Genomic DNA, 21,005 nt, shown 5'->3' with positions numbered 1-21,005 from the left:
GCCGGACCCGAGCGGAAGGGAGCAGACGATGACCGACCGCAGCACCATCGACACCGCCGCCACGGACGCCACTCCGGAGGTGGATCGCCAGGATCAGCGGCTCGACGTGGCACCGGACGAACCGGACCGCGAACCCCTCACCGGCGCCGCCGACCGCGAAGCAGCCGAGGCGGATCTGGTCGAGCAGTCCATCCCGGTCCCACTCGACGACGACTACGACGAACCGGGCGACACGGACTACTGATCGATGCCGGCGTGTACCGCGGCATGCAGTTCACGCAGGCTGGATCGCTCGGTCGCGACCTCCAGTACCCGGATGCCGTGGGCATGACCGACCAGCTCACCGGCCAGTTCACCGGGTGCCACCTGCCGATGCGGAACCCGGTAGGCGGCACACAGCGCTGCCAGGTCCATTCCGTGCGGAGTACCGAAGATGCGCTCGAACACGCCCGCATACTGCGGGTCGCCCTGCTCGAGTAGTTCGAAGATGCCGCCGCCGTCGTCGTTGGCGACCACGATGGTCAGATCGGCGGGGCGGGGTTCGCCCGGCCCGATCAGCAGGCCCGAGGCATCGTGCAGGAAGGTCAGATCACCGATCAGGGCGAAGGTGCGCCCCGGATGGCTGAGCGCGGCGCCGACCGCACTCGATACCGTGCCGTCGATACCGGCCACACCACGGTTGGACAGCACCTTGATACCGGGCCGCGGATACGACACCAGTGCCGCATCCCGCACCGGATTCGAGGCACCGAGCAGCAATTGATCACCGTCGCGCAGAGCTTCCATCACGACCGAGGCCACGTGCAGGCCGGTCGGCTTGGGGTGACGGTCCAGTTCGGTGCGCACCGCCCGCCGCGCCATCTCGTCCAGCTCGGAGCACTGTTGCAGCCATTCCGGCCGCGGTGCCCCGGAGGTGACGGCGCGGGTGCCGGTGCCGACCACGTTGCCGGACACATCGGGCCAGCGCGGGCCGGTGGTGAGTGCGAAGGCCGTCACATCCGGATCGGACAGCACCTTGGAGACCTGACGGTGCAAGGTCGGACGGCCGAGGATGACGGCTTGGCGCGGGCGCAGCAGCGGTAACGCCAGTGGGTGCAGGGCGGGGCCGGGCATCGCGGCGGTGGGTTCGGCGACGGTGGGCAGTTGCGCCAGTTCCGCGCGGTAGCCGGCGCCGTGGCCGGAGATGACGACCGTATCCGGGGTCAGGTCGATGTCCAGCGGTACGTCCAGTGTGGCGTACTGGGTCTCGGTCCAGGGCGCGTCGGCACCGCGACCGTCCGGAATAGGCTCTCCCGCAACGGCGTCGGGGACCAGTGGTTCCCGCAACGGGATATCGAAATGTACCGGGCCCGCATTGCCCGAACGGGTCCCGCGCGCGGCGGCCAGCACGCGGCAGACCGCGGCGCGCCACACGCTGTTCTGCTTGCGGTAGCCCTGCTCCGTTTCGGCCAGGCCGAGGCTGATCGCGGCACGGACCTGACTTCCGAACAGACCGAACTGTTCGACGGTCTGATTGGCGCCGCTGCCCAGCATCTCGTAGGGCCGATTGGCGCTCAGCACGATCAGTGGCTGGCGAGCGTAATTGGCCTCCAGTACGGCGGGGCCCAGATTGGCGACGGCCGTCCCGGAGGTCATCACCACCGGGACCGGCGTGCCGGTGGAGACAGCCATGCCGACGGCGAGAAAACCGGCGGTGCGCTCGTCGATTCGCATATGCAGGCGCAGCCGCCCGGCCGCGTGGGCGGCCTGCAGCGCAAAGGCCAGCGGCGCATTGCGCGAGCCCGGGCACAGCACGACGTCCCGCACGCCGCCGCGCACCAGTTCGTCCACTACGACCTGGGCCTGCGCTGTCGATGGATTCACCCCATCACCCTGCCAGACCTCGCGGTCGGACGGGACGTCGCCCCGCTCACATCGCGGTCCCTCCCGGGGATCGCAGGGCCGAGCGTGCGAGCACGCCCGGCGACCCCGGGCGCCCGGTATCGCGGATCATGGCCCGCTCGAATACCGGACGCCCGGGTCGTAGCCGTAACTCAGCCGGCGTGACGCTGCACCAGATCGCCCACCCGCGGCAGAGCCTCGGCGACATTCTTCTTCGCCGACGAGCGCATCGAGGAGTAGACCTTCTTCAGCGCCGGGCGCGAGGACGCCTCGGCGCGGGCGTCGGTCACCGAGAGCAGCGCCTCGGACACCTCGTCGGAGTTGGCGACCAGCAGGTCCGCAAACGAACCGCTACCGGACGCCTGGTACTGGGCCCAGTACGGCTCCAGCTGCTCGACGAACTTGGGGGCGAACGACTCCAGGCCGTCCGAGACAATGGTCGGGCTGACCTTCTTCACCGCGGCGTAGCCACCCTTCACGGCCAGGCCCGATGCACCCCCCTTGTCCGACACCTCGGCATCCAGGACTTCCTTGGCATCTGCCAGGAAAGCCGGGCGCTTGGCGTCATCGAGCAGGGATTCAGACAGTGCTGCAACCACTTTCAGGTTCCTCCGAATTGTTTTTCGATGAGCGAGCGCTGGCAACTATACGCATCACTCGCACCGGGCACACTGCCCTCACCCGTCACGGCTGCCAAGGCAGCAACTGCACCATCAATCCTTCACAGTCTGCGAGCAGCGCTCCGGATTCGTCACGCAGTCGCGCGGAGACAAAAGTCTTGCGTCCCTCCACCCGATCGACGGTCCCCTCGACGGTCAGCGGAGTCTCCAGAGGAGTCACCTTGCGGTAATTGACGTGCAGGAATGCGGTACGACTGATCGGACGTCCGGCATAGTGCACCAGCGAGCCGAACAGATCGTCGAACATCAACGGCAGCACACCACCGTGCACGGCGTTGTTGCCGCCGAGGTGATAGCGCCGGAACTCACCGCGCATCCGGACTCCGGTCGGTCCCGCTTCCTCCACCAGCCAGGGCGGCATGAGCAGACTGCCGCGTCCCGGCAACGACGGCACCCGCCCGGCCGGCCCCTGTCGTTCCGGCGCGCGATACGGCTCGAGCAGATCGATCAGCCCCTGGGCGCGTTCGAGCGCCGCCCCGACGACCTCGTCGGGACAGTCCACCGATACCGCGAGATCCTGCAAGGTGCGCATCGCTTCGACGAAGGGACCGAAATTGCGGCCCGGATCGGCCACCTCCACCTTGGGGAATCCACCGTGCGTCTCGTACTGATCGGCACTGATCGCACTGGTGTCGACGGCCCGTTCCGCTCGCTCGCTCATACTTGCACGGTAACCCCGTTTCTTACACCGTCCAACCGAACTCGGCGGTAAGCGTCGATACCGGACGAACATCACATCTTGCACATTCGAGCCGTGTGAAGCCCGCGTGGCTGCGGCACCCCTGCGCGCGAGGTGCATGATGACTCGGGTGACGTTCAATCCGAAACTCTGGGAGCCCGTCGCGGGTTTCGAGGACCTGACCGACATCACCTACCACCGGCATATCGAACAGGGCACGGTCCGTGTGGCTTTCGATCGCCCGGAGGTGCGCAACGCCTTCCGGCCGCACACGGTCGACGAGCTGTACCGCACCCTCGACCACGCGCGCACGACCGCGGATGTGGGTGCCGTCCTGCTCACCGGCAACGGTCCCAGCCCGAAGGACGGCGGATGGGCCTTCTGCTCCGGCGGCGATCAGCGCATCCGCGGACGCAGTGGCTACCAGTACGCCGACGGCGAGACCGCGGACACCGTCGACAAGGCCCGCGCCGGGCGCCTGCACATCCTCGAGGTGCAGCGACTCATCCGGCAGATGCCGAAAGTGGTCATCGCCCTGGTCAACGGCTGGGCCGCCGGCGGCGGGCACAGCCTGCACGTGGTCTGCGATCTGACCCTGGCCAGCCGCGAGCACGCCCGGTTCAAGCAGACCGACGCCGATGTGGGCAGCTTCGACGGCGGATTCGGCAGCGCGTATCTGGCCAAGATGGTCGGCCAGAAGTTCGCCCGCGAGATCTTCTTCCTGGGCCGTCCCTACACCGCCGAGCAGATGCACCGCATGGGTGCGGTGAACGCGGTGGTCGATCACGACCGGCTCGAGGACGAGGCACTCGAGTGGACCGCCGACATCCTCGGCAAGTCCCCGCAGGCCCAACGCATGCTCAAGTACGCCTTCAACCTGGCCGACGACGGGCTGGTCGGCCAGCAGTTGTTCGCCGGGGAGGCCACCCGGCTGGCCTATATGACCGACGAGGCGATCGAGGGCCGCGACTCCTTCCTGGAGAAGCGCGAACCCGACTGGTCGCCGTACCCGTACTACTTCTGAGCGACCCGCCCCGGGCGGACCTCCGGACGAAGGTGTCCGCCGGCGCCGCTCGGGTTATGGTCGGCACGTGGACATCCTCAGCAGCCGGATCATTCTGCGACCGGTGGACTACGAACGCACGCTCGCGTTCTACCGGGACGCGCTGGAATTGGCGATCGCCCGGGAGTATCCGGGCGGGACGGTGTTCTACGCCGGGCAGTCGTTGCTCGAGGTGGCCGCGCACGGCCGTGACGAGGCGGCCCCGAGCGGATTCGCGGGGGCGATCTGGTTGCAGGTGCGCAATGCCTCGATCGCGGCTACCGAACTGGCCACTCGCGGGGTCGCGATCGATCGCCCGCCGGTGCGCGAGCCGTGGGGCCTGATCGAAATGTGGCTGCGCGATCCGGACGACACGCCGATCGTGCTGGTGGAAGTTCCCGCCGAACATCCGTTGCGGCGGGACACCCGCAGGCCACCGGACTGATTCACATATACGACAAATCGCCGACGCCGCTCTACCATCCCGGCCGGTCGGACTGTACGGCAACCTGGGAACCGCGCTAACGGGCCGATAACGCACACTGAATGGGTGACCGCCGAACTATTCGTTCTGCTCATCGTCGTTGTCACTGCACTTGCTTTCGACTTCACCAATGGCTTCCACGACACCGCCAACGCTATGGCCACCTCGATCGCCACCGGCGCGTTGCGCCCACGAACGGCGGTGCTGCTGTCCGGCGGACTCAACCTGATCGGCGCCTTCCTCAGTGTGGAGGTCGCCGCCACCGTCGCCGAGGGAATTGTCCGGCTCAACGAGGTCGACGGGGCAGATCTGCTCGCCATCGTGTTCGCCGGGCTCGTCGGCGGAATCCTGTGGAATCTGCTCACCTGGTTGTTCAGTTTGCCGTCGAGCTCGTCCCACGCCCTGTTCGGCGGGTTGATCGGTGCCACGATCGCAGCACTCGGCTGGAGCGGCGTGATCTGGTCCGCCGGGGACAAGGGCGTGTTCACCAAGATCATCATGCCCGCGCTGCTCGCACCCGTGGTCGCCGCGCTGGTCGCCTCGGTCGGTACCTGGCTGGTCTACCGGATCACCCGCGGAAGTGATCAGCAGGTGGTCGACCGCGGCTTCAAATGGGGTCAGATCTGCTCGGCCTCACTGGTTTCACTGGCCCACGGCACCAACGACGCCCAGAAGACGATGGGCATCATCTTCCTCGCACTGATCGCCTACGGATCGGCCGGCCCGGCCGATCCGCTGCCACTGTGGGTCATCGTGTCCTGCGCCGTCGCCATCGCGGCCGGCACCTCACTGGGCGGCTGGCGCATCATCCGGACCCTCGGCAAAGGTCTGGTCGACATCACGCCGCCGCAGGGGTTGGCGGCCGAATCGACCAGTGCCGCCATCATTTTGACCTCCGCGCATTTCGGGCTGCCGCTGTCGACCACTCAGACCGTTACCGGCGCCATTCTGGGCACCGGCATGGGCCGGCCGGGTGCGGAGGTGCGCTGGCCGGTACTGGGTCGCATGGTGGTGGCCTGGGTGCTCACCCTGCCGCTGGCCGGATTGGCGGGCGCGATCTGCTGGGCGCTGGCGCACGTGATCGGCGGCCTGCCCGGGGTGCTGACGGTCTTCGGCATCCTGATCCTGATGACCGGCCTCATCTACCTGCGCTCACGCCGCGCCCCGGTCCATGCGACGAATGTGAACGAGCAGTGGGGTGAGTCCGCGGCGGCCCCTGCGCCACCACCGGCCACGACCTCCGCGCTCGACCCCGCCGGCACCATACCTCCTGCCCCCGCGCAGGATTCCGCCGCCGAGACCACGGCGAACGAGGGCGCCGAACCCCGCACGAACTCCGCTCCGGCCGCGAACTCCGCGTCGGCAGCGCGCCGCCGCGCCGCAAGGAACCACTGATGCAGACCCTCATCGACCATCTGATCGAGCTGTGGCGGGTGACCTCGGCCGCGTTGCTCTTCGGCGCCGGACTACCCGCCGTCTTCGCCATCGGCGTGCGTATGCACGGACTCGCCGGGCAGGTGCCGCAGTCCTCGCCCACCCGTCGACGTGCGATCGCGGCCACAGCGGGATTGTGCTATGCGGTGGTATTGCTGACCGTTGTAGCCGGCGTAGTGTTCGTTGCCAGAGGTTTTCTGGCGGCACGACTCGGCATCCACCTCTTCGGTCAGGCCTGAGCGACCCCCGCGGGCGCCGGGCCGACCGCCGAAAGGACATCGTGACCACCGAATTCACCACACCGCAACGTCCCGAACCCGCCGAAGCACCACCGTCGGTGCTGCAGAAAGTGCTGGGCTGGCTGCGCGCCGGATACCCACAGGGTGTGCCGCAGTCGGACTACGTCGCACTGTTGGCCGTCCTGCACCGCCGGCTCACCGACTACGAGGTGGATCTCGTGGTCGAGGAGCTGGTGCGCGAACGGGCCGGCGACGACGAGATCGCCTACCACGAGATCGAGCAGGCCATCGCCCGAGTTGCCAAGGAGCTGCCGGGCGAGGACGATATCGCTCGAGTGACTTCCCACCTGGCAGCTGGTGGCTGGCCGCTGGCGACACCGACGTCGGATTGAACTCTTCCCCCGATCGAGTGAAGGAAGTGCGGACCCGTGCGCGGGTCCTCGGTCTCGACATGACACCATCGCGAACGTGAGCACCACCCTGCGGACCCTTCCCATGCCTACCGGAGCCGCGGTGGGTGAGGTGCTGCCGCATCTGCGTGTGGCCCTGGAGGGCAACGGCCCGGCGTGGCTGCCGATCCCCACCGGCGATCGCCGGGAGTCCCACCGGCTCTCCAGCGCACTGCGCCCCGGCGAACCGATCGACGACGAAGTGGCCCTCGTCGTCACCACCTCCGGAACAACCGGCGTCCCCAAGGGTGCGATGCTCAGCTCGTCGGCCCTGCGGGCCAGCGGCGACGCGACTCATGAGCGGCTCGGCGGACCCGGTCAGTGGCTGCTGGCCCTGCCCACCCACCACATCGCTGGTGTGCAGGTACTGTTGCGCAGTATTCAGGCCGGCAGTGACCCGGTGGTCCTGGATGTCACGGGCGGCTTCCTGCCGGGCGGACTGGCCACCGCGGTCTCGGCGATGACCGGTCCGCGACGCTACACCTCGCTGGTGCCGACGCAACTGATCAAGGCCCTCGACGATCCGGTCGGTGTCGAGGCTCTCACCCAGCTCGATGCGGTCCTGGTCGGCGGGGCCGCCACTCCGAAGCCGGTGCTCGATCGCGCTCGCGCGGCGGGCATCACCGTGGTCCGCACCTACGGCATGAGCGAAACCTGCGGTGGTTGCGTCTACGAGGGCGTGCCGCTGCGCGGTGCGAAGGTGCGCATCGAGGATGGCCGGGTGCTGCTCGGCGGCGACATGCTGGCCAAGGGCTACCGTGGCCTGCCCGATCATCCCGCTTTCGCCGAGCCCGGCTGGTTCCGCACCGACGACGCCGGCACCTTCGACGACGGCGTGCTGACCATCCGCGGCCGCCTGGACGAAGCCATCCTGACCGGTGGACTCCTGGTGATTCCGCAGGTCGTCGAGGCCGTACTGGCCACCCACCCGGCGATCAGCGAGGTCGTGGTGCTGGGACTACCCGATCCCCGGCTGGGACAGCGGGTGGCGGTCGCGGTGGTCCCGAATCCGGGCACGGTACCGACACTGGACGAACTGCGCGCGCACGTGATCGCCGAGTTGGATCCGATCGCCGCCCCCCGAGAGCTGGTGCTGATCGAGGAGGTCCCGATGCGCGGGCCGGGCAAACCGAATCGGCTGCAGCTGCGCGAGGAGCTGCTCGAACGCGCATCGCACTGAGCTCACTCCGAGGTCGATCCGGCATTCGGGGCCTACCCCCGGCCTCGGCACGGCAGTAGCACCACCTGCGTAGATACCGACGTTCGGGCATACAGCCGACTTCGGTCGGAGCTCTTGCATGCCGACGCAACAGCAGCGCAAGACCGGCGCAAGAACCGCCCCGCACAGTGATGGCATGACTTCCTATGCACCTGCTGAAGCACCCGCCATCGAGGCGGACGAGCTGGTCAAGGTCTTCGGGGAACAGCGAGCCGTCGACGGCGTGAGTCTCGCAGTGCCTCGCGGCGCCGTCTACGGCGTCCTGGGCCCGAACGGGGCCGGTAAGACCACCACCATCCGCATGCTGGCCACCCTGCTGCGACCCGACGGCGGCAGTGCCCGCATCTTCGGGCGCGACGTCGTCGCCGAGCCGACCGCGGTCCGCTCGCTGATCGGGGTCACCGGCCAGTACGCCTCCGTCGACGAGAAACTCAGCGCCACCGAGAATCTGATCCTCTTCTCCCGGTTGCTCGGCCTCACCCGCGCCGACGCCCGGCGCAAGTCCACCGAACTGCTCGAGGAATTCGGGCTCACCGAGGCGGCCAACAAGCCGCTGGAGAACTTCTCCGGTGGCATGCGGCGCCGGCTCGACCTGGCGGCCAGCCTGATCGCGGCGCCGCCGCTGTTGTTCCTCGACGAGCCGACCACCGGCCTGGACCCGCGCACCCGCGCACAGATGTGGGAAACGATCCGCCGGTTGGTGCGCGAGGGCGCTACCGTACTTCTCACCACACAGTATCTGGACGAGGCAGATCAGCTCGCGGATCGCATCGCGGTGATCGACCGCGGCAAGTTGATCGCCGACGGCACCTCCGACGAGCTCAAGGCGTCGGTCGGGCAGTCCGCCCTCGAACTCACCGTCGCCGACACCACCGACCTCGAACCAGCACGCACCGCGATCGGCGAATTCCTCTCCCGCGCCGACGGGAAGCTCGTCGATGCCACGATCTCCCCCGAAGCCGGCCGGATCACCGCACCGCTGAGCGACCCGACGATTACCGCCGATCTCCTGCTCATGCTGCGCGACAACGCGATCCGGGTCGAGGAGATCAACGTCAGCAAGCCGAGCCTGGACGAGGTGTTCTTCGCCATCACCGGGCACGCCGCCGAATCCGACACCGCCGCGGCATGAACCGCGACCGCCCGCACTTTCCGAAGGACTCACCGTGACAACAACACTCCCCGCGCCCACCGGCACCGCCGGACGTGCGGCGCATCCCGCGATCCCCGACGTCGACAACCATATTCCACTGCGGCAGGCGATCTCACATTCGCTGACCATGGCCTACCGCGGCATCCTCAAGATCAAGCACAATCCGGAACAGCTGTTCGACGTCACCATCCAGCCGATCCTGTTCACCGCACTGTTCGCCTATATCTTCGGCGGCGCGATCGGCGGCAGCGTGCAGGCCTACCTACCGGTGCTGATTCCGGGCATCCTGGTCCAAACGGTCGTCATGACCTCGATCGTCACCGGCACCCAGCTCCGCGAAGATATGGACAAGGGCGTCTTCGATCGCTTCAAATCCCTTCCCATAGCCCGCGTCTCGGCACTGGCCGGTGCGCTCATCGCCGATATGGTTCGCTACGGATTGGCCTCCGTGCTGACCATCCTCGTCGGCCTGATCATCGGCTACCGCCCCGAAGGCGGCGTGGTCGGTGTGGTCGTCGCCGGTCTGGTCGTGGTGGTCTGCTCGTTCGCGGTCAGCTGGATCTGGGCGCTGGTCGGCGTCACCGGCAAGAGCGCCTCGTCCGTGCAGGGCATCTCCATGATGATCATGTTCCCGCTCACCTTCATGTCGGGCGCGTTCGCACCCGTCAGCACCATGCCCGGATGGCTGCAGGCGATCAACAAGGCCAATCCCGTGTACTACATGGTGAATTCGTGCCGTGAGCTGATGAACGGCAACGTCTACAGCAGCAACCTGGCATGGAGCCTGATCGGATCGGTCGTCGTGATCGCGGTCTTCGCGCCGCTGGCCATCCGGTCCTACATGCGCCGGGCATGAGCCGACCCGGCGCTCTCCGCACAACGCGATACTGCCTGCTCGTCACCACAGTGGCGGGCAGGCAGTGTTGTTCGCGCACCCCACCCACCTGTTCACCCGCGCGACCGCCACTGTGGTGACGATCGATTCCGCTACGCGTCGAGGATCCGCTCGAGTTCCGGCAGCATCTGCAGAAACCGGGTCCCGGCGCTGTGACGGCTCATCCCCGCCACCGCTCGCCGCCCCGCTTCGATCACCGCGGCGCCGGCCAATTCTTCGGCCGCGGCCAGATGCCGGCTCCACCGCATCGACGAATAGTCCTGGCGGCCCACAGCTTTCTGGGAAATCGCCAGCAGCTCCGCTCCCAGCCGCAACTCCCGCCCGGCATGGATGAAATAGGTGCCGAGCGCACCGGCCGCCCCACCGATCTGCGGCATATCGATGAATTGAGTCAGCCGTTCCCGTGCCGTTCGCGCGATCTGCGCGGGCAGCTCGGGAACCTCGTGCAATGCGCCGTTGAGCGCGTGGGCATCGAGGACCGCGGAGGCGACGATGATGTCACCCGGCCCCGGACCGCCGACCGTCCCCGGCCAGCCGAACAGCTCCAGGCTTCGACGGAAAACGCGCAAACCACGCTCGGTCTGTCCTTCCGCCAGCTCCAATTCGCCGAGCCCGGCCAGCACGGCCGCCTTGCGGTCGTTGGGCTGGGTCACCGGCTCGTCCATACCGACGCCGTCGTCGACGACACCGAGCGCGTATTCCAGCTCCCGTCGCGCCTGCACCAATTGCCCGGTACCGATGAGCGAGATCGCGAGAAAACTGCGTACTTCCACGCTTTCCTCGTAGCAGCGCAGCTCCTGCATCAGGTCCGCCGCACGTCGGTAGTAATCGACCGCTTCCTCGTAGCGCGCCGCCTGCGAGGCCATCTGTCCCAGATGCTGGCAGCACATCGCCGTACCCCAGTGATCGTGTCCCTCGACCAGCGCCAGGACCTGCTTGCCGTCGCGAATCGACCCCTGCATGTAACTCGCGTTCTCGCGCAGGTTCGCGCGAATCAGCAACGCCAACGCACGGGTCTCGTCGTCGTCGGACCGGGCGCCGGCGGCGAGTGCGCGCATCGCCGACACCAGCACCAGCGGCGCGCTCACCAGTTCGCCGAGAAAACGCAAGACGGGCCGAAGATCACCACGGGCCAGCAGTCGGCGGGCTCGGGTACGCACTATCGCGATGGGCCGTAAACCGGAGTCCGCGAATGCCAGATGCATCGCGAGCAGAATATGGCTCTGCATCTCGAAATCCGCCGCGACGCGCGACCGTGGGTCCGTCGGAGGCGGCACCGTGATCACCCGCGGCGCCCAGTTCATCAACTCCATATGCGCACCACGCATCACCCACAGCACGGCGATGGGACCGAATATCGAATAGGTGGTGTGGGCGTCGCCCTTCTCGATCGCATAGCGCAGCACCGACAGCAGATTGTCGAGTTCCGCGGCGAAGGTCAGCACCGCCCGGACCTGCTCGGGCCCCTCGTAGGCAGCGGCCGACTCCCGTACGAATTCGCGGGCCCAGCCGCACATCCGGTCCATCACCAGCTCTGATTCACCGGCGGCGACGAGTTGTTCCTCACCGAATTCGCGCACTGTCTCGAGCATCCGGTAACGAGTATCGACAGCTTCATCGTCGGCCAGGACCGTCAGCAAGGACTGGCCGACCAGACCGTCCACCGCCGCGATCGCATCGGATACATCGGCGCCGCGGGCGACGAATTCGGCGGCGCGCAAGGTGAATCCACCCGGGAACCGGCACAGCCGCCGCAGCGCCACCCGCTGCTCGGGTTCGAGCAGATTCCAGCTCCACTCGATCACCGCGTGCAGGGTGCGATGGCGTTCCGGTGAGCTGCGGTCACCCGAACGCAGCAGCGCGAAGCGGTGTTCGAGCCGGGATTCGATTTCCTCCACACTCATCGCCCGCACCCGCGCGGCGGCCAGTTCGATGGCCAGCGGCAGACCGTCGAGGGTGTGACACAGGCGCGCCACCACCTCCGGATCCAGGCGTGCGGACGGCCGCACCGCACGGGCCCGGCTGACGAACAATTCGGTCGCAGGCGAGCCGTGCGCATCGATCGCCAACGGCGGCAACGGGTATACGGTCTCGGCCGTGATCGACAGCGGTGCCCGGCTGGTGGTCACCACGGTCAGTTCTTCGCAGCTGCCGATCAGATCGGCCACCACCTCGGCGACGGCGTCCACGAGATGTTCGCAGTTGTCCAGGATCAGCAGCATCGGACGCAACGACAGTGCTTCGCGCAGCCGGCGTCTGCCGTCCACGGTCTGATTGCGGCGCAACACATTCGTTTCGCGGCTGTACTCGTTGACGCCGAGCACCGCGCCGATCGCATTCTCGATCTCGGCGCAAGTCATCGCCTGGCCGTCGGCGTCCTCGGAATCGGCGCGCAGCGATGCCAGTTCGACCAGGGCGACCGGTTGCTGCTGCGCCTGCCGAGCGCCCAGTTCGTGCGCGACCCGGGTCTTGCCGGTACCGCCCGGGCCGAGCACGGTCGTCACCCGGAACTCCCGCATCAGCTTTTCCAGCTCCCGCAAATCGCTCTCGCGGCCGAGTAGCGGATTCGGTGCCGCACGCAGGCCCAGGGCCGTATTCGGAAGGGCAGCCGGGGATTGTGTACGGTCCTCCGGCGTCAGAGCATGTTGCGCCGAGGAGACGCGCTGTACCGCGGACGAGGTCGCGGTGGTGCGGCCCGATGCCGGGCCCTCCGGCTGATCCCCGCGCAGAATGGCAGTATTCAAGGCCACGAGTGACGGCCCCGGGTCGGCACCCAGTTCCTCGCTCAGCCGGGCCCGCAACCCCGCGAAAACCTCCAGTGCCTCATTCCCGCGCCCGTCGACGGCGAGTAGCCGCATCAAGGTGGCGTGGGCCGGCTCGTCCAGCGGCTCGGACGCCGCGGACCGGCGTGCCATCCGCAACGCACCGGCGATGTCCCCGGCAACCTCCCGCGCGCTCAGTTCTACTGCGTCCACAGCGGCGGCGCGGGCCGCGGCGAGTTCGCGCACCTCGTCGGCGACCGGTCCGGGCGGCAGATCGGCGCCCGGCTCGCCGCGCCACAGGCCGCGGGCGGACAGCACGCGGTCGAGACAACCGGCGGTGTCTCCCCGGTCGAGACACTGCCGTGCCTCCCGTTCCAGAGTGTGCGCCAGGCTCAGGTCGAGCTGACTTCCGTCCAGCAGCAGCCGGTAGCCGGCCGGGCCGATTTCCACCGCGCCCTCCGGCAGTGCCGAACGCAACCGGGAGACCTGGGTGTGCAGAGCGTTCATGGGTGCGCGCGGCGGCTGCTCACCCCAGATGTCGTCGATCAGGGCCTGCGCGCTGCGACTGCGACCGGGGTGTACCGCAAGCGCCGCGATCAGCAGCCGCGCCCGAGCACCCGGCACGGCGACCAGATCTCCGCCTCGCCGCAGGGCGATCTCACCGAGAACGGCGACCCGGATACCGGACAGCATCGAATCCCGGCCGTGGTCGGGACGGGTATGCGTGATGCCGGCGTCTGCGGAGCCGCTGTGATCAGGAAACATGCCATCGCAATCGTATGTGACCGGTCGAAGGGTTTTCTGCTGCCGGAGCGGAGAGGTGATCGCTGCGGTGCACTATTTGGAGATTACTCCGATATATCGCAATAGTCTTGTCAGTCACCCCTGCGTGGTGACGCTGCCGCTGCCGCCTCCGGGGCGTCGCATTAGGCTCTGCCCACCTGGAGCCCAATGCGCCACCCCTGCGTGGTGACGCTGCCGCTGCCGCCTCCGGGGTGTCGCATTAGGCTCGGCCCCATGGCAAGTGCAGCACAATGGCTCGAGGGCGCCCGACCGCGGACGCTGCCCAATGCGATCGCCCCGGTCCTCGTCGGGACCGGCGCGGCCGCGTCGCTGGATGCCGCGGTGTGGTGGAAGGCGCTGCTGAGCCTGCTCGTCTCGCTGGCGCTCATCATCGGCGTCAACTACGCCAACGACTACTCCGACGGCATCCGCGGCACCGACGACGAGCGGGTCGGCCCGCTGCGCCTGGTCGGATCGGGTCTCGCGCGTCCGGTCGCGGTCCGCGCCGCGGCGATCACCTGTTTGAGCGTCGGCGCGATCTTCGGGCTGATCCTGGCGATCACCACCGCCTGGTGGTTGCTGCTGATCGGAGCGGGATGCCTGGCCGGCGCGTGGTTCTACACCGGCGGCAAGAAGCCGTACGGCTACAACGGTTTCGGCGAGATCGCGGTCTTCGTCTTCTTCGGCCTGGTCGCGGTCCTCGGCACCGAGTTCGTCCAGGCCGAGCGGGTCGACTGGGCCGGGATCGTCGGGGCAGTCGCCGTCGGCGCCTTCTCCAGCGCAGTGCTGGTCACCAACAATCTGCGTGACATTCCCACCGATTCGGTGACCGGGAAGACCACTCTTGCCGTGAAGCTCGGCGACCCCCGCACCCGGACATTACATCTGGTGCTGATGCTGGTGCCGTTCGTCGCTTCACTGCTCTTGGCGGTCCGTACCCCGTGGGCCCTGATCGGTCTCCTGGCCGCACCGCTGGCGATCCGGTCGAACAATCCGGTGCGCGGCGGCGAGCAGGGCCCGGGGCTGATTCCGTCGCTACGCGATACCGGACTGGCCATGCTGGGCTGGTCGCTCCTCACCGGCCTCGCCCTCGCAGTGGGCTGACGAGCACCGTGCAGCCGGGCTACAGGGAAGCCCGGCCCGCCGGATCAGTCGCGGCCGCCCTCGGGCACGAAAATTCCGAGTACCCAGTTGACCACCGTCACGATGACCGCGCCGAAGATCGCCGCCCAGAAGCCGTCGATCCGCAGACCGTAATCGGTGGTTTCGGTGATCTTGGCGGTCAGCCACAGCATCAGGGCATTGATCACCAGCAGGAACAAGCCCAGAGTGACGATCACCAAAGGCAGTGACAGCAATTTCACGATCGGTTTGACCAGCGCATTGACCAGACCGAAGACGATCGCCACGCAGACGACCACCAGGATCTTGCCGCCGGTGCCCGCATCGTCGGGATCTTTCAGTTCGATTCCGCCGACCCAGGCCGCCGCGAGCCAGATCGCGAGGGCATTGATCGCCAGTCGGAGCAGAAGTGCCATGCGGCAATGCTAGCGGCGGCCTCAGGCCGCGCGATCGAGCATTTCGTGGACGGCGGTGCGCAGTTGCGCCATTCCGTCCTCGCCTCCCAGCAGCTCACTGGTCGCAGGATTGGCCGCGCGCAGCACACCCAGCAGGACGTGCCCCGCCTCGATGCGATCGTCACCACGGGAAAGCGCCTCGCGCAGCGCCAGTTCCAGCGATTTCTTCGCGTCACCGGAGAACGGGATATGCCCGAAGGACATCGACCCGCCGAGCCGGAACCGGCCACGCCCCTTCCCCGCACTGGGAGCAGGCTCGTCGAACACGTCCTCACCGAAGGTGGCCTGCACACTGTCGCGGACCGCGTCCAGATCTATGCCGATCGCCTTCAGCGCGGCAGCGTCCTCCTCTCCCAACGGCTTCTCCGGATGCGCGACGGTCAGCTTGTGCCGCACACTGGCGGCATCGACATCGTTGTCGTCGAACACTTTTCGCAGCAACGGATCCGGGCTCATCAGCAGACCGAGCAGCACGTGCTCGACTTCGATGCTGGGCGAACGCAATTCGCGTGCTTCCTCCTGGGCGACCACGATGGCGTACCGCGGCGCCTTGGCAAATCGTTCGAACATCAGCGGATTCCGCCTCTCCGGTTGTACTTCTGATGGACCGCCTGCCGGCTGACCTCGAGCGCGTCGGCAATCGCCTGCCAGGACCAGCCCTGGTTGCGGGCATTGGCCACCTGAATCGCCTCGAGCCGCTCGGCCAACCGCCGCAGCGCCAGTACGGCCCGCAGCCCGACCTGCGGGTCCGGACTGCCGGCGGCCGCCGCCAGGGTCGTCGCTTCACTCATAACGTCAATTTACGTTGACATTCGAAGCACGTCAACAAAAATTGACACTCGAAGATTTCGCCACCCGCGAACGCAGCTGTGTGATCACCTCGGTGGCCCGAGGATCCGATACTGCCGCGCGACTACGCGGACCAGCGGCCGGTCGCGGCGAATTCGCTCAGCACGGCATGCGGCTCGGACAGGTCCATTCCCTGCCCGGCCACCCACGCGTCGTCGAAATACGTTCCGGCATAACGATCCCCACCATCACACAGCAGCGTCACGACACTGCCCTCGCGCCCGGCGGCGATCATTTCGGCAATCAGCGCGAAAGCGCCCCACAGATTGGTGCCGGTGGACCCGCCGACGCGCCGCCCCAGCACCGCACCGGCATGACGGCATGCGGCGATCGACGCGGCATCGGGTACCTCGATCATCCGATCGACGACCTGCCGGATGAACGACGGCTCCACCCGCGGCCGGCCGATTCCCTCGATCCGCGACGGCATACCCGTCTGATAGTCGGCGTCGCCGACCTCGTACCCGCCGTAGAACGCGGAATTCTCCGGATCGACCACGGCCAGCCTGGTCGCATGCCGGCGATAGCGGATGTAGCGGCCGATGGTCGCACTGGTGCCACCGGTGCCCGCCCCCACCACGATCCAATCCGGAATCGGATGAGTCTCCAGCTCCAGCTGGTGATAGATGGACTCGGCGATATTGTTGTTACCCCGCCAGTCGGTGGCCCGCTCGGCGTAGGTGAACTGGTCCATGTAGTGGCCGTCGCATTCGGCCGCCAACCGGACCGCCTCGGTGTAGATATCCGGCGGCCGCTCGACGAAGTGACAGCGACCGCCCTGCGCCTCGATCAGCGCGATCTTCTCCCGCGAGGTACTCGCCGGCACCACCGAGACGAAATCCAGACCCAGCAGTTTCGCGAAATACGCCTCACTGATCGCGGTCGACCCCGACGAGGCCTCCACGATCGTCGTCCCCTCGCACACCCAGCCGTTGCAGATGGCGTACAGGAACAGCGACCGCGCCAGCCGATGCTTCAGACTTCCGGTCGGGTGCGTCGACTCGTCCTTGAGATACAGCCGCACCCCCCACTCCGGAGGCAGGGGGTACCGCAGCAGATGGGTGTCGGCACTGCGCTGCGCATCCGCCTCGATCAGCCGCACCGCATTGTCGACCCAGTCGCGCGAGATACTGCGATCACAGAACCTCACCGGCCGCTCACTGCCAACCGATCGCCCCACCGAACCGCGCGGCGATTGTCACTCACTGGCCCTCCTGAGATATGCGGGACACCCGCACCCGGTCGGGCCACCGAGCCGCTTCGCGATTGTTGCTCACTGGCCCTCCCCACGCATGCGGGCGCGGAGGTTCGCCTTGTCGTTGCGGCGCTTCTCGTCGACGGCGGCGATGTCCTCGTTCACTCGGGTCCGCAGCCGCTTGAACAGCACCAGCGACAGCGGCATCGCGACGACCAGGGCGAAGAGCAGCGACACGATCAGCGGGATGTCGACGTCCACCACCTTCGCCACCCCCACGATGACGGCGGCGAGGACCGCGACCAGCGCCAACCGGGCCACCGTGTACAGCGCCAGGTTGCGGGCGAGCCGACGGCCCGCGGAGGCCGGGGCCCGATCGCTCGCGGCGTCGTCGGATCGGGATGCATCAGTCACACGACCAGGGTAGGCGACGCCGACTCACCCCTTCCGACCTGCCCGGCATCCGGCGATCGAGTCGCCGGAGGTTCGCTGCCCGATTACTTCCAACCGAACGCATATCCGTTTTGTCTATTACTTCCCCTTTACCAACGTTAGATCATTCGAGTAGGTGGGGGTGGTGGTGCAACGATGTCGCTAATTGATGAGGGATCTGTCGAATACGGAAAGGTTTGCGAATGACTGCGATCACCGCGGCGAGCCGCTCGTTGGGTTCCGTCAACGGCCAGGAGGCCCTTCTGACCCCCGGCCAGGTGGCGGCACTGTTCCACGTAGATCCGAAGACGGTCACCCGCTGGGCACACGCCGGACGTCTGGGCTCACTGCGCACCCCGGGTGGGCACCGGCGCTTCCGCGAGACCGAGGTGATGCAGCTACTGAGGTCCCTGACCACCGAGGCCACTCGCCCCTGAGCGAGACCATTCGCGTGGTCACAGTGCCCCGGGTACGTGCGCGGGCTACCCTCGAAGTCAGGAGGTGAGCGACGTGGCGTACCTGTTGGCACTCATCGCGGTCGTGGCGGTCGCGGTGCTGTGCTGGAAAGCATTCGGACCGGAGGCGATGTCTCGCACCGGTCGTGGTCCGCAGCGGCACCGTAGGGTCGTCGGCCCAGATGACGACCCGGAATTTCTGTGGCGGATCTCCCGCCAGCACCGGGACGGAGAGTCCGGCTCCGAACACTGAACGCTCAACCGAGAGCGGCCAGCGCCGCTGTCACCGACTCCTCGCAGGCCGGCAGCAGCGGCAACCGCACACAGGGCGCCGGTATGCGCCCCTGCGCGGCCAGAACCCCTTTCACCACGACCGGATTTGCTTCGGCGAACAATGCCCTGGCCAGTGGGACCAGGCGGTTACCGATCTTGCGCGCCTGTTCGACCCTGCCGTCGTGCCAGGCGTCGACCAACTCCACATAATCCGCAGTGGCCACATTCGAGCAGGTCAGAATGGCTCCATCGGCGCCCAGGGCGAGTAATGCCGCGGTAAACAGATCGTCGCCGCACAGTACCGATGTCCGTTCCCCTACCGTCGCCATCCACGCGACGGTCGTTTCGTCCACCGCCCCTACCGCATGTTTGAAGGCAGCGATATTCGGCAGCTCCGCCAACTCCCGCAACGTCTCCACATCCAGTGGGCGCCCGGTCCGATGCGGCACGTTGTAGATCACCAATGGCACCGGGCTCGCGGCCGCCAGCCTGCGGAAATGCTCGACGATCCCCCGCTGCGACGGTTTGGTGTAGTACGGAACAACGGTCAATGCGGCCGTCGCCCGCGGATCGAGCCCTGCCAGGGCCCGTTCCGAATCGGCAGTCGAGTTCGACCCGGTTCCGACGATCAGCGCCACCTCCCGCTCACCGCAGACCTCGGCGCAGGTATTCACGATCGCCGCCCGCTCCTCCGCATCCAGGGTCGCCGGCTCGGCCGTGGTTCCGAGCGCGACGATTCCCGCCGCACCGGCATCCACAGCCTCGTGCGCGAGCCGCTCCAGCACGCCGTAATCCACCTCCCCGGCCGCGGTGAACGGCGTGATCAGCGGTACGAACAGTCCTCGAATGCTCATGTCACCAGCCTTATCGATCCGACTCTTCAGGTCTATTTCAGATACATTCGTTCAGGCTTAAGCTGAACTTATGCTCGAGCTACGGCGACTGCGTCTACTCCGTGAACTGGCTCATCGCCGCACGATCGCCGCAGTGGCAGATTCCCTGTCGTATACCCCGTCAGCGGTTTCCCAACAGTTGACCATCCTGGAACGCGAAACCGGCACCGTCCTGCTCGAACGCACCGGACGCCGAGTGGTTCTCACTCCCGCCGCCCACCGCCTGGTCGAGCACACCGAATCGGTTCTCGCGATCCTCGAACAGGCCGAGGCCGAACTGGTCACAGCCCGAACCGAACTCACCGGCACCCTGCGCATCGGCGCGTTCCCCACCGCGGTGCAACGACTCCTGCCGACCGCACTGGTGACCCTGAGCCGCGACCACCCGCGGCTGGAACTCCAGGTGACCGAACTGGATCCGGCCGAGGTACCGGGTGCGCTGCGCACCGGTTCGCTCGATATCGCACTGATCCAGGAGTACGACTATGTACCCGCCGGGCGGGAACCCGGCCTGGACACCGAACCGTACTTCGAGGAGCCGGTCTACCTCGCGGCTCGCACCGCGAAACCACTTACCGAATACCGCCATTCGCCGTGGATCGCGGGCACTCCCGGAACCCTCTGCCACACCATGACCGTGCGGGCCTGCGAAGCAGCCGGTTTCGCTCCGCGCATCCGGCACCGCTCCGATGATTTCGGCACCGTCTTCGCCCTGGTCGCGGCCGGCCAGGGCGTGGCCTTCATTCCCGAGCTCGCCATTCCGGCACGAGTGAACGCCACCGTGCACCTGAGCCCGATGCCATTCCTGCGCCGCACCCACATCGCCTACCGCTCGGGCACCCTCGACCACCCCGCTGTCGCCGCGGCCCGCCTGGCTTTGCACACCGCTTCGACCCAGGTATGAGGCGATGGCTTGACCTTCACACTGTGACAAGGAGTCGAATCGTCGGTGAAGGAGGTGGGTCTGTCATGAACCACTACGAGCCGGAGGCTCGCATTGTCACCGCACTGACCGATCCCGAGTCGTCGATTCGGTTACGGGCCGCACTGGCGGCCGGGACGCGCGGTGCCGCAGAACTGCTGGAGGTGCTGGTGGACCGGTGTGCGGTGGAACCGGACTTCTTCGTGCGGGACATGCTCACCTGGGCACTGTGCCGACTGCCGGCACCGGACACAGTGCCCCGGCTGCTCATCGAACTCGACTCCGAGATCGCGCAGGCGCGCAGTCAGGCGTTGCATACCCTGTCCAAGATCGGAGACGACAGTGCGTGGCCGCGGGTGGCGACGATGCTGCACGAGACCGACGACGACGTCGCGCTCAGTGCATGGCGGGCCGCCGCGGCGCTGGTACCGCCGGATGCCGAGTCCGAACTGGCGGCCGAGCTGGCACAGGAGTTCGGTCGCGGCGGGCACGACATGCAGCGCAGTCTGAGCCGTGCGCTGGCGGGACTGGGCGACGCCGCCGTACCGGTCCTCGAAGCCGCGTCGACGTCGCCCGATCCGTATGTCAGGGCACATGCCGAGGCGACGGACAGGTTGCGATCGGACCCGGACAGCGCGTTTACGCTGTCGCTCGAACTGGCCAAACGGGTATCCGTCACGGGTCCGGACAGCTGAGGACACGAAGGGAG

At 67.4% G+C, this 21,005-nt stretch carries 24 protein-coding genes; 14 read left to right on the top strand and 10 right to left on the bottom strand.

The window, feature by feature from the left end:
* Positions 1-28 precede the first annotated feature (28 nt).
* On the top strand, positions 29-244 hold the full coding sequence (locus NV2_RS20985; protein WP_067877031.1) for an Rv3202a family protein: 216 nt from the start codon (positions 29-31) through the stop codon (positions 242-244).
* Here NV2_RS20985 and menD read toward each other — a convergent pair.
* From menD to NV2_RS20970, 3 genes are all read right to left on the bottom strand, one after another.
* On the bottom strand, positions 238-1,863 hold the full coding sequence (gene menD, locus NV2_RS20980) for a 2-succinyl-5-enolpyruvyl-6-hydroxy-3-cyclohexene-1-carboxylic-acid synthase (RefSeq protein WP_067877029.1): 1,626 nt from the start codon (positions 1,861-1,863) through the stop codon (positions 238-240). The genes NV2_RS20985 and menD overlap by 7 nt on opposite strands.
* Positions 1,864-2,033: 170 nt before the next feature.
* The gene (locus tag NV2_RS20975; RefSeq protein ID WP_067877026.1) at positions 2,034-2,480 is read right to left on the bottom strand and encodes a DUF6918 family protein; all 447 of its coding nucleotides are present in this window, start codon (positions 2,478-2,480) and stop codon (positions 2,034-2,036) included.
* A gap of 85 nt (positions 2,481-2,565) precedes the next feature.
* Entirely contained in the window at positions 2,566-3,222 is a 657-nt protein-coding gene (locus NV2_RS20970; protein WP_067877023.1) for a PaaI family thioesterase, read from the bottom strand.
* A 148-nt stretch (positions 3,223-3,370) separates the two neighbouring features.
* Between NV2_RS20970 and NV2_RS20965 the strand changes: the two genes are divergently transcribed.
* From NV2_RS20965 to NV2_RS20930, 8 genes are all read left to right on the top strand, one after another.
* Positions 3,371-4,264: a 1,4-dihydroxy-2-naphthoyl-CoA synthase gene (locus NV2_RS20965; protein WP_067877170.1), complete on the top strand. Its 894-nt coding sequence runs from the start codon at positions 3,371-3,373 to the stop codon at positions 4,262-4,264.
* Positions 4,265-4,331: 67 nt separating this feature from the next.
* Positions 4,332-4,727 carry a VOC family protein gene (locus NV2_RS20960; protein WP_067877020.1) on the top strand — a complete coding sequence of 132 codons (396 nt, stop codon included), beginning with the start codon at positions 4,332-4,334 and terminating at the stop codon, positions 4,725-4,727.
* Between the two features lie 105 nt (positions 4,728-4,832).
* Positions 4,833-6,161 (top strand): inorganic phosphate transporter, encoded by a 1,329-nt coding sequence (locus tag NV2_RS20955; RefSeq protein ID WP_084475185.1) that lies wholly within the window; start codon positions 4,833-4,835, stop codon positions 6,159-6,161.
* Positions 6,161-6,439 (top strand): hypothetical protein, encoded by a 279-nt coding sequence (locus NV2_RS20950; RefSeq protein ID WP_067877017.1) that lies wholly within the window; start codon positions 6,161-6,163, stop codon positions 6,437-6,439. Before NV2_RS20955 ends, NV2_RS20950 begins: the two co-directional genes overlap by 1 nt.
* Before the next feature lie 41 nt (positions 6,440-6,480).
* Entirely contained in the window at positions 6,481-6,831 is a 351-nt protein-coding gene (locus NV2_RS20945; protein ID WP_174550611.1) for a DUF3349 domain-containing protein, read from the top strand.
* Positions 6,832-6,934: 103 nt separating this feature from the next.
* Positions 6,935-8,068, top strand: a complete 1,134-nt coding sequence (gene menE, locus NV2_RS20940; RefSeq protein WP_067877163.1) for an o-succinylbenzoate--CoA ligase — start codon at positions 6,935-6,937, stop codon at positions 8,066-8,068.
* 175 nt (positions 8,069-8,243) lie between these two features.
* Entirely contained in the window at positions 8,244-9,239 is a 996-nt protein-coding gene (locus tag NV2_RS20935) for an ATP-binding cassette domain-containing protein (protein ID WP_067877014.1), read from the top strand.
* A gap of 34 nt (positions 9,240-9,273) precedes the next feature.
* The gene (locus NV2_RS20930) at positions 9,274-10,116 is read left to right on the top strand and encodes an ABC transporter permease (RefSeq protein ID WP_067877011.1); all 843 of its coding nucleotides are present in this window, start codon (positions 9,274-9,276) and stop codon (positions 10,114-10,116) included.
* A gap of 131 nt (positions 10,117-10,247) precedes the next feature.
* On the opposite strand, the gene NV2_RS20925 is transcribed toward NV2_RS20930, so the two are convergent.
* Positions 10,248-13,682: an AfsR/SARP family transcriptional regulator gene (locus NV2_RS20925; RefSeq protein ID WP_067877008.1), complete on the bottom strand. Its 3,435-nt coding sequence runs from the start codon at positions 13,680-13,682 to the stop codon at positions 10,248-10,250.
* A gap of 252 nt (positions 13,683-13,934) precedes the next feature.
* Here NV2_RS20925 and NV2_RS20920 point away from each other — a divergent pair, with 252 nt between their 5' ends.
* Positions 13,935-14,804 carry a 1,4-dihydroxy-2-naphthoate polyprenyltransferase gene (locus tag NV2_RS20920; RefSeq protein ID WP_067877005.1) on the top strand — a complete coding sequence of 290 codons (870 nt, stop codon included), beginning with the start codon at positions 13,935-13,937 and terminating at the stop codon, positions 14,802-14,804.
* Positions 14,805-14,848: 44 nt separating this feature from the next.
* Here NV2_RS20920 and NV2_RS20915 read toward each other — a convergent pair whose 3' ends face one another.
* The 5 genes from NV2_RS20915 to NV2_RS20895 all read right to left on the bottom strand — a co-directional run bounded on the left by NV2_RS20915 (position 14,849) and on the right by NV2_RS20895 (position 17,735).
* Positions 14,849-15,238: a phage holin family protein gene (locus NV2_RS20915; protein ID WP_067877003.1), complete on the bottom strand. Its 390-nt coding sequence runs from the start codon at positions 15,236-15,238 to the stop codon at positions 14,849-14,851.
* 21 nt (positions 15,239-15,259) lie between these two features.
* Positions 15,260-15,847, bottom strand: a complete 588-nt coding sequence (locus NV2_RS20910) for a Clp protease N-terminal domain-containing protein (RefSeq protein ID WP_067877000.1) — start codon at positions 15,845-15,847, stop codon at positions 15,260-15,262.
* Positions 15,847-16,068 carry a helix-turn-helix domain-containing protein gene (locus NV2_RS20905; RefSeq protein ID WP_067876997.1) on the bottom strand — a complete coding sequence of 74 codons (222 nt, stop codon included), beginning with the start codon at positions 16,066-16,068 and terminating at the stop codon, positions 15,847-15,849. The genes NV2_RS20910 and NV2_RS20905 overlap by 1 nt, the downstream gene beginning before the upstream one ends.
* A 122-nt stretch (positions 16,069-16,190) precedes the next feature.
* Complete coding sequence (gene cds1, locus NV2_RS20900) at positions 16,191-17,276, bottom strand: L-cysteine desulfhydrase Cds1 (protein ID WP_067876994.1); 1,086 nt, start codon at positions 17,274-17,276, stop codon at positions 16,191-16,193.
* A gap of 123 nt (positions 17,277-17,399) precedes the next feature.
* A complete protein-coding gene (locus NV2_RS20895; protein ID WP_067876991.1) occupies positions 17,400-17,735 on the bottom strand; it encodes a DUF4229 domain-containing protein in 336 nt (111 codons plus the stop codon).
* Positions 17,736-17,956: 221 nt separating this feature from the next.
* Between NV2_RS20895 and NV2_RS20890 the strand changes: the two genes are divergently transcribed.
* Both NV2_RS20890 and NV2_RS20885 read left to right on the top strand, forming a co-directional pair.
* The gene (locus NV2_RS20890; protein ID WP_067876990.1) at positions 17,957-18,190 is read left to right on the top strand and encodes a BldC family transcriptional regulator; all 234 of its coding nucleotides are present in this window, start codon (positions 17,957-17,959) and stop codon (positions 18,188-18,190) included.
* 73 nt (positions 18,191-18,263) lie between these two features.
* A complete protein-coding gene (locus tag NV2_RS20885; RefSeq protein WP_067877160.1) occupies positions 18,264-18,461 on the top strand; it encodes a hypothetical protein in 198 nt (65 codons plus the stop codon).
* Between the two features lie 4 nt (positions 18,462-18,465).
* Here NV2_RS20885 and dapA read toward each other — a convergent pair whose 3' ends face one another.
* A complete protein-coding gene (gene dapA / locus NV2_RS20880) occupies positions 18,466-19,335 on the bottom strand; it encodes a 4-hydroxy-tetrahydrodipicolinate synthase (RefSeq protein ID WP_067876988.1) in 870 nt (289 codons plus the stop codon).
* 70 nt (positions 19,336-19,405) lie between these two features.
* Here dapA and NV2_RS20875 point away from each other — a divergent pair, with 70 nt between their 5' ends.
* Both NV2_RS20875 and NV2_RS20870 read left to right on the top strand, forming a co-directional pair.
* Entirely contained in the window at positions 19,406-20,278 is an 873-nt protein-coding gene (locus NV2_RS20875) for a LysR family transcriptional regulator (RefSeq protein WP_067876986.1), read from the top strand.
* Between the two features lie 65 nt (positions 20,279-20,343).
* Positions 20,344-20,991 (top strand): HEAT repeat domain-containing protein, encoded by a 648-nt coding sequence (locus NV2_RS20870; protein WP_067876983.1) that lies wholly within the window; start codon positions 20,344-20,346, stop codon positions 20,989-20,991.
* The last annotated feature ends 14 nt before the right edge of the window (positions 20,992-21,005 follow it).

This window comes from Nocardia vermiculata NBRC 100427 (assembly GCF_001613265.1).
Classification (GTDB): Bacteria; Actinomycetota; Actinomycetes; order Mycobacteriales; family Mycobacteriaceae; genus Nocardia; species Nocardia vermiculata.
Note: the sequence above shows the minus strand (reverse complement) of the source record. Positions and strands in the feature narration are given on the sequence as shown.

What these genes read in the sequence shown, in the direction of transcription:
- NV2_RS20875 (WP_067876986.1), top strand. Translation starts at nt 19,406, where the DNA reads ATGCTCGAGCTACGGCGACTGCGTCTACTCCGTGAACTGGCTCATCGC.
- NV2_RS20915 (WP_067877003.1), bottom strand. Translation starts at nt 15,238, where the DNA reads ATGGCACTTCTGCTCCGACTGGCGATCAATGCCCTCGCGATCTGGCTC.
- NV2_RS20985 (WP_067877031.1), top strand. Translation starts at nt 29, where the DNA reads ATGACCGACCGCAGCACCATCGACACCGCCGCCACGGACGCCACTCCG.
- NV2_RS20890 (WP_067876990.1), top strand. Translation starts at nt 17,957, where the DNA reads ATGACTGCGATCACCGCGGCGAGCCGCTCGTTGGGTTCCGTCAACGGC.
- NV2_RS20925 (WP_067877008.1), bottom strand. Translation starts at nt 13,682, where the DNA reads ATGTTTCCTGATCACAGCGGCTCCGCAGACGCCGGCATCACGCATACC.
- NV2_RS20870 (WP_067876983.1), top strand. Translation starts at nt 20,344, where the DNA reads ATGAACCACTACGAGCCGGAGGCTCGCATTGTCACCGCACTGACCGAT.
- menE (WP_067877163.1), top strand. Translation starts at nt 6,935, where the DNA reads ATGCCTACCGGAGCCGCGGTGGGTGAGGTGCTGCCGCATCTGCGTGTG.
- NV2_RS20905 (WP_067876997.1), bottom strand. Translation starts at nt 16,068, where the DNA reads ATGAGTGAAGCGACGACCCTGGCGGCGGCCGCCGGCAGTCCGGACCCG.
- NV2_RS20935 (WP_067877014.1), top strand. Translation starts at nt 8,244, where the DNA reads ATGACTTCCTATGCACCTGCTGAAGCACCCGCCATCGAGGCGGACGAG.
- NV2_RS20950 (WP_067877017.1), top strand. Translation starts at nt 6,161, where the DNA reads ATGCAGACCCTCATCGACCATCTGATCGAGCTGTGGCGGGTGACCTCG.
- NV2_RS20920 (WP_067877005.1), top strand. Translation starts at nt 13,935, where the DNA reads ATGGCAAGTGCAGCACAATGGCTCGAGGGCGCCCGACCGCGGACGCTG.
- NV2_RS20970 (WP_067877023.1), bottom strand. Translation starts at nt 3,222, where the DNA reads ATGAGCGAGCGAGCGGAACGGGCCGTCGACACCAGTGCGATCAGTGCC.
- NV2_RS20910 (WP_067877000.1), bottom strand. Translation starts at nt 15,847, where the DNA reads ATGTTCGAACGATTTGCCAAGGCGCCGCGGTACGCCATCGTGGTCGCC.
- dapA (WP_067876988.1), bottom strand. Translation starts at nt 19,335, where the DNA reads ATGAGCATTCGAGGACTGTTCGTACCGCTGATCACGCCGTTCACCGCG.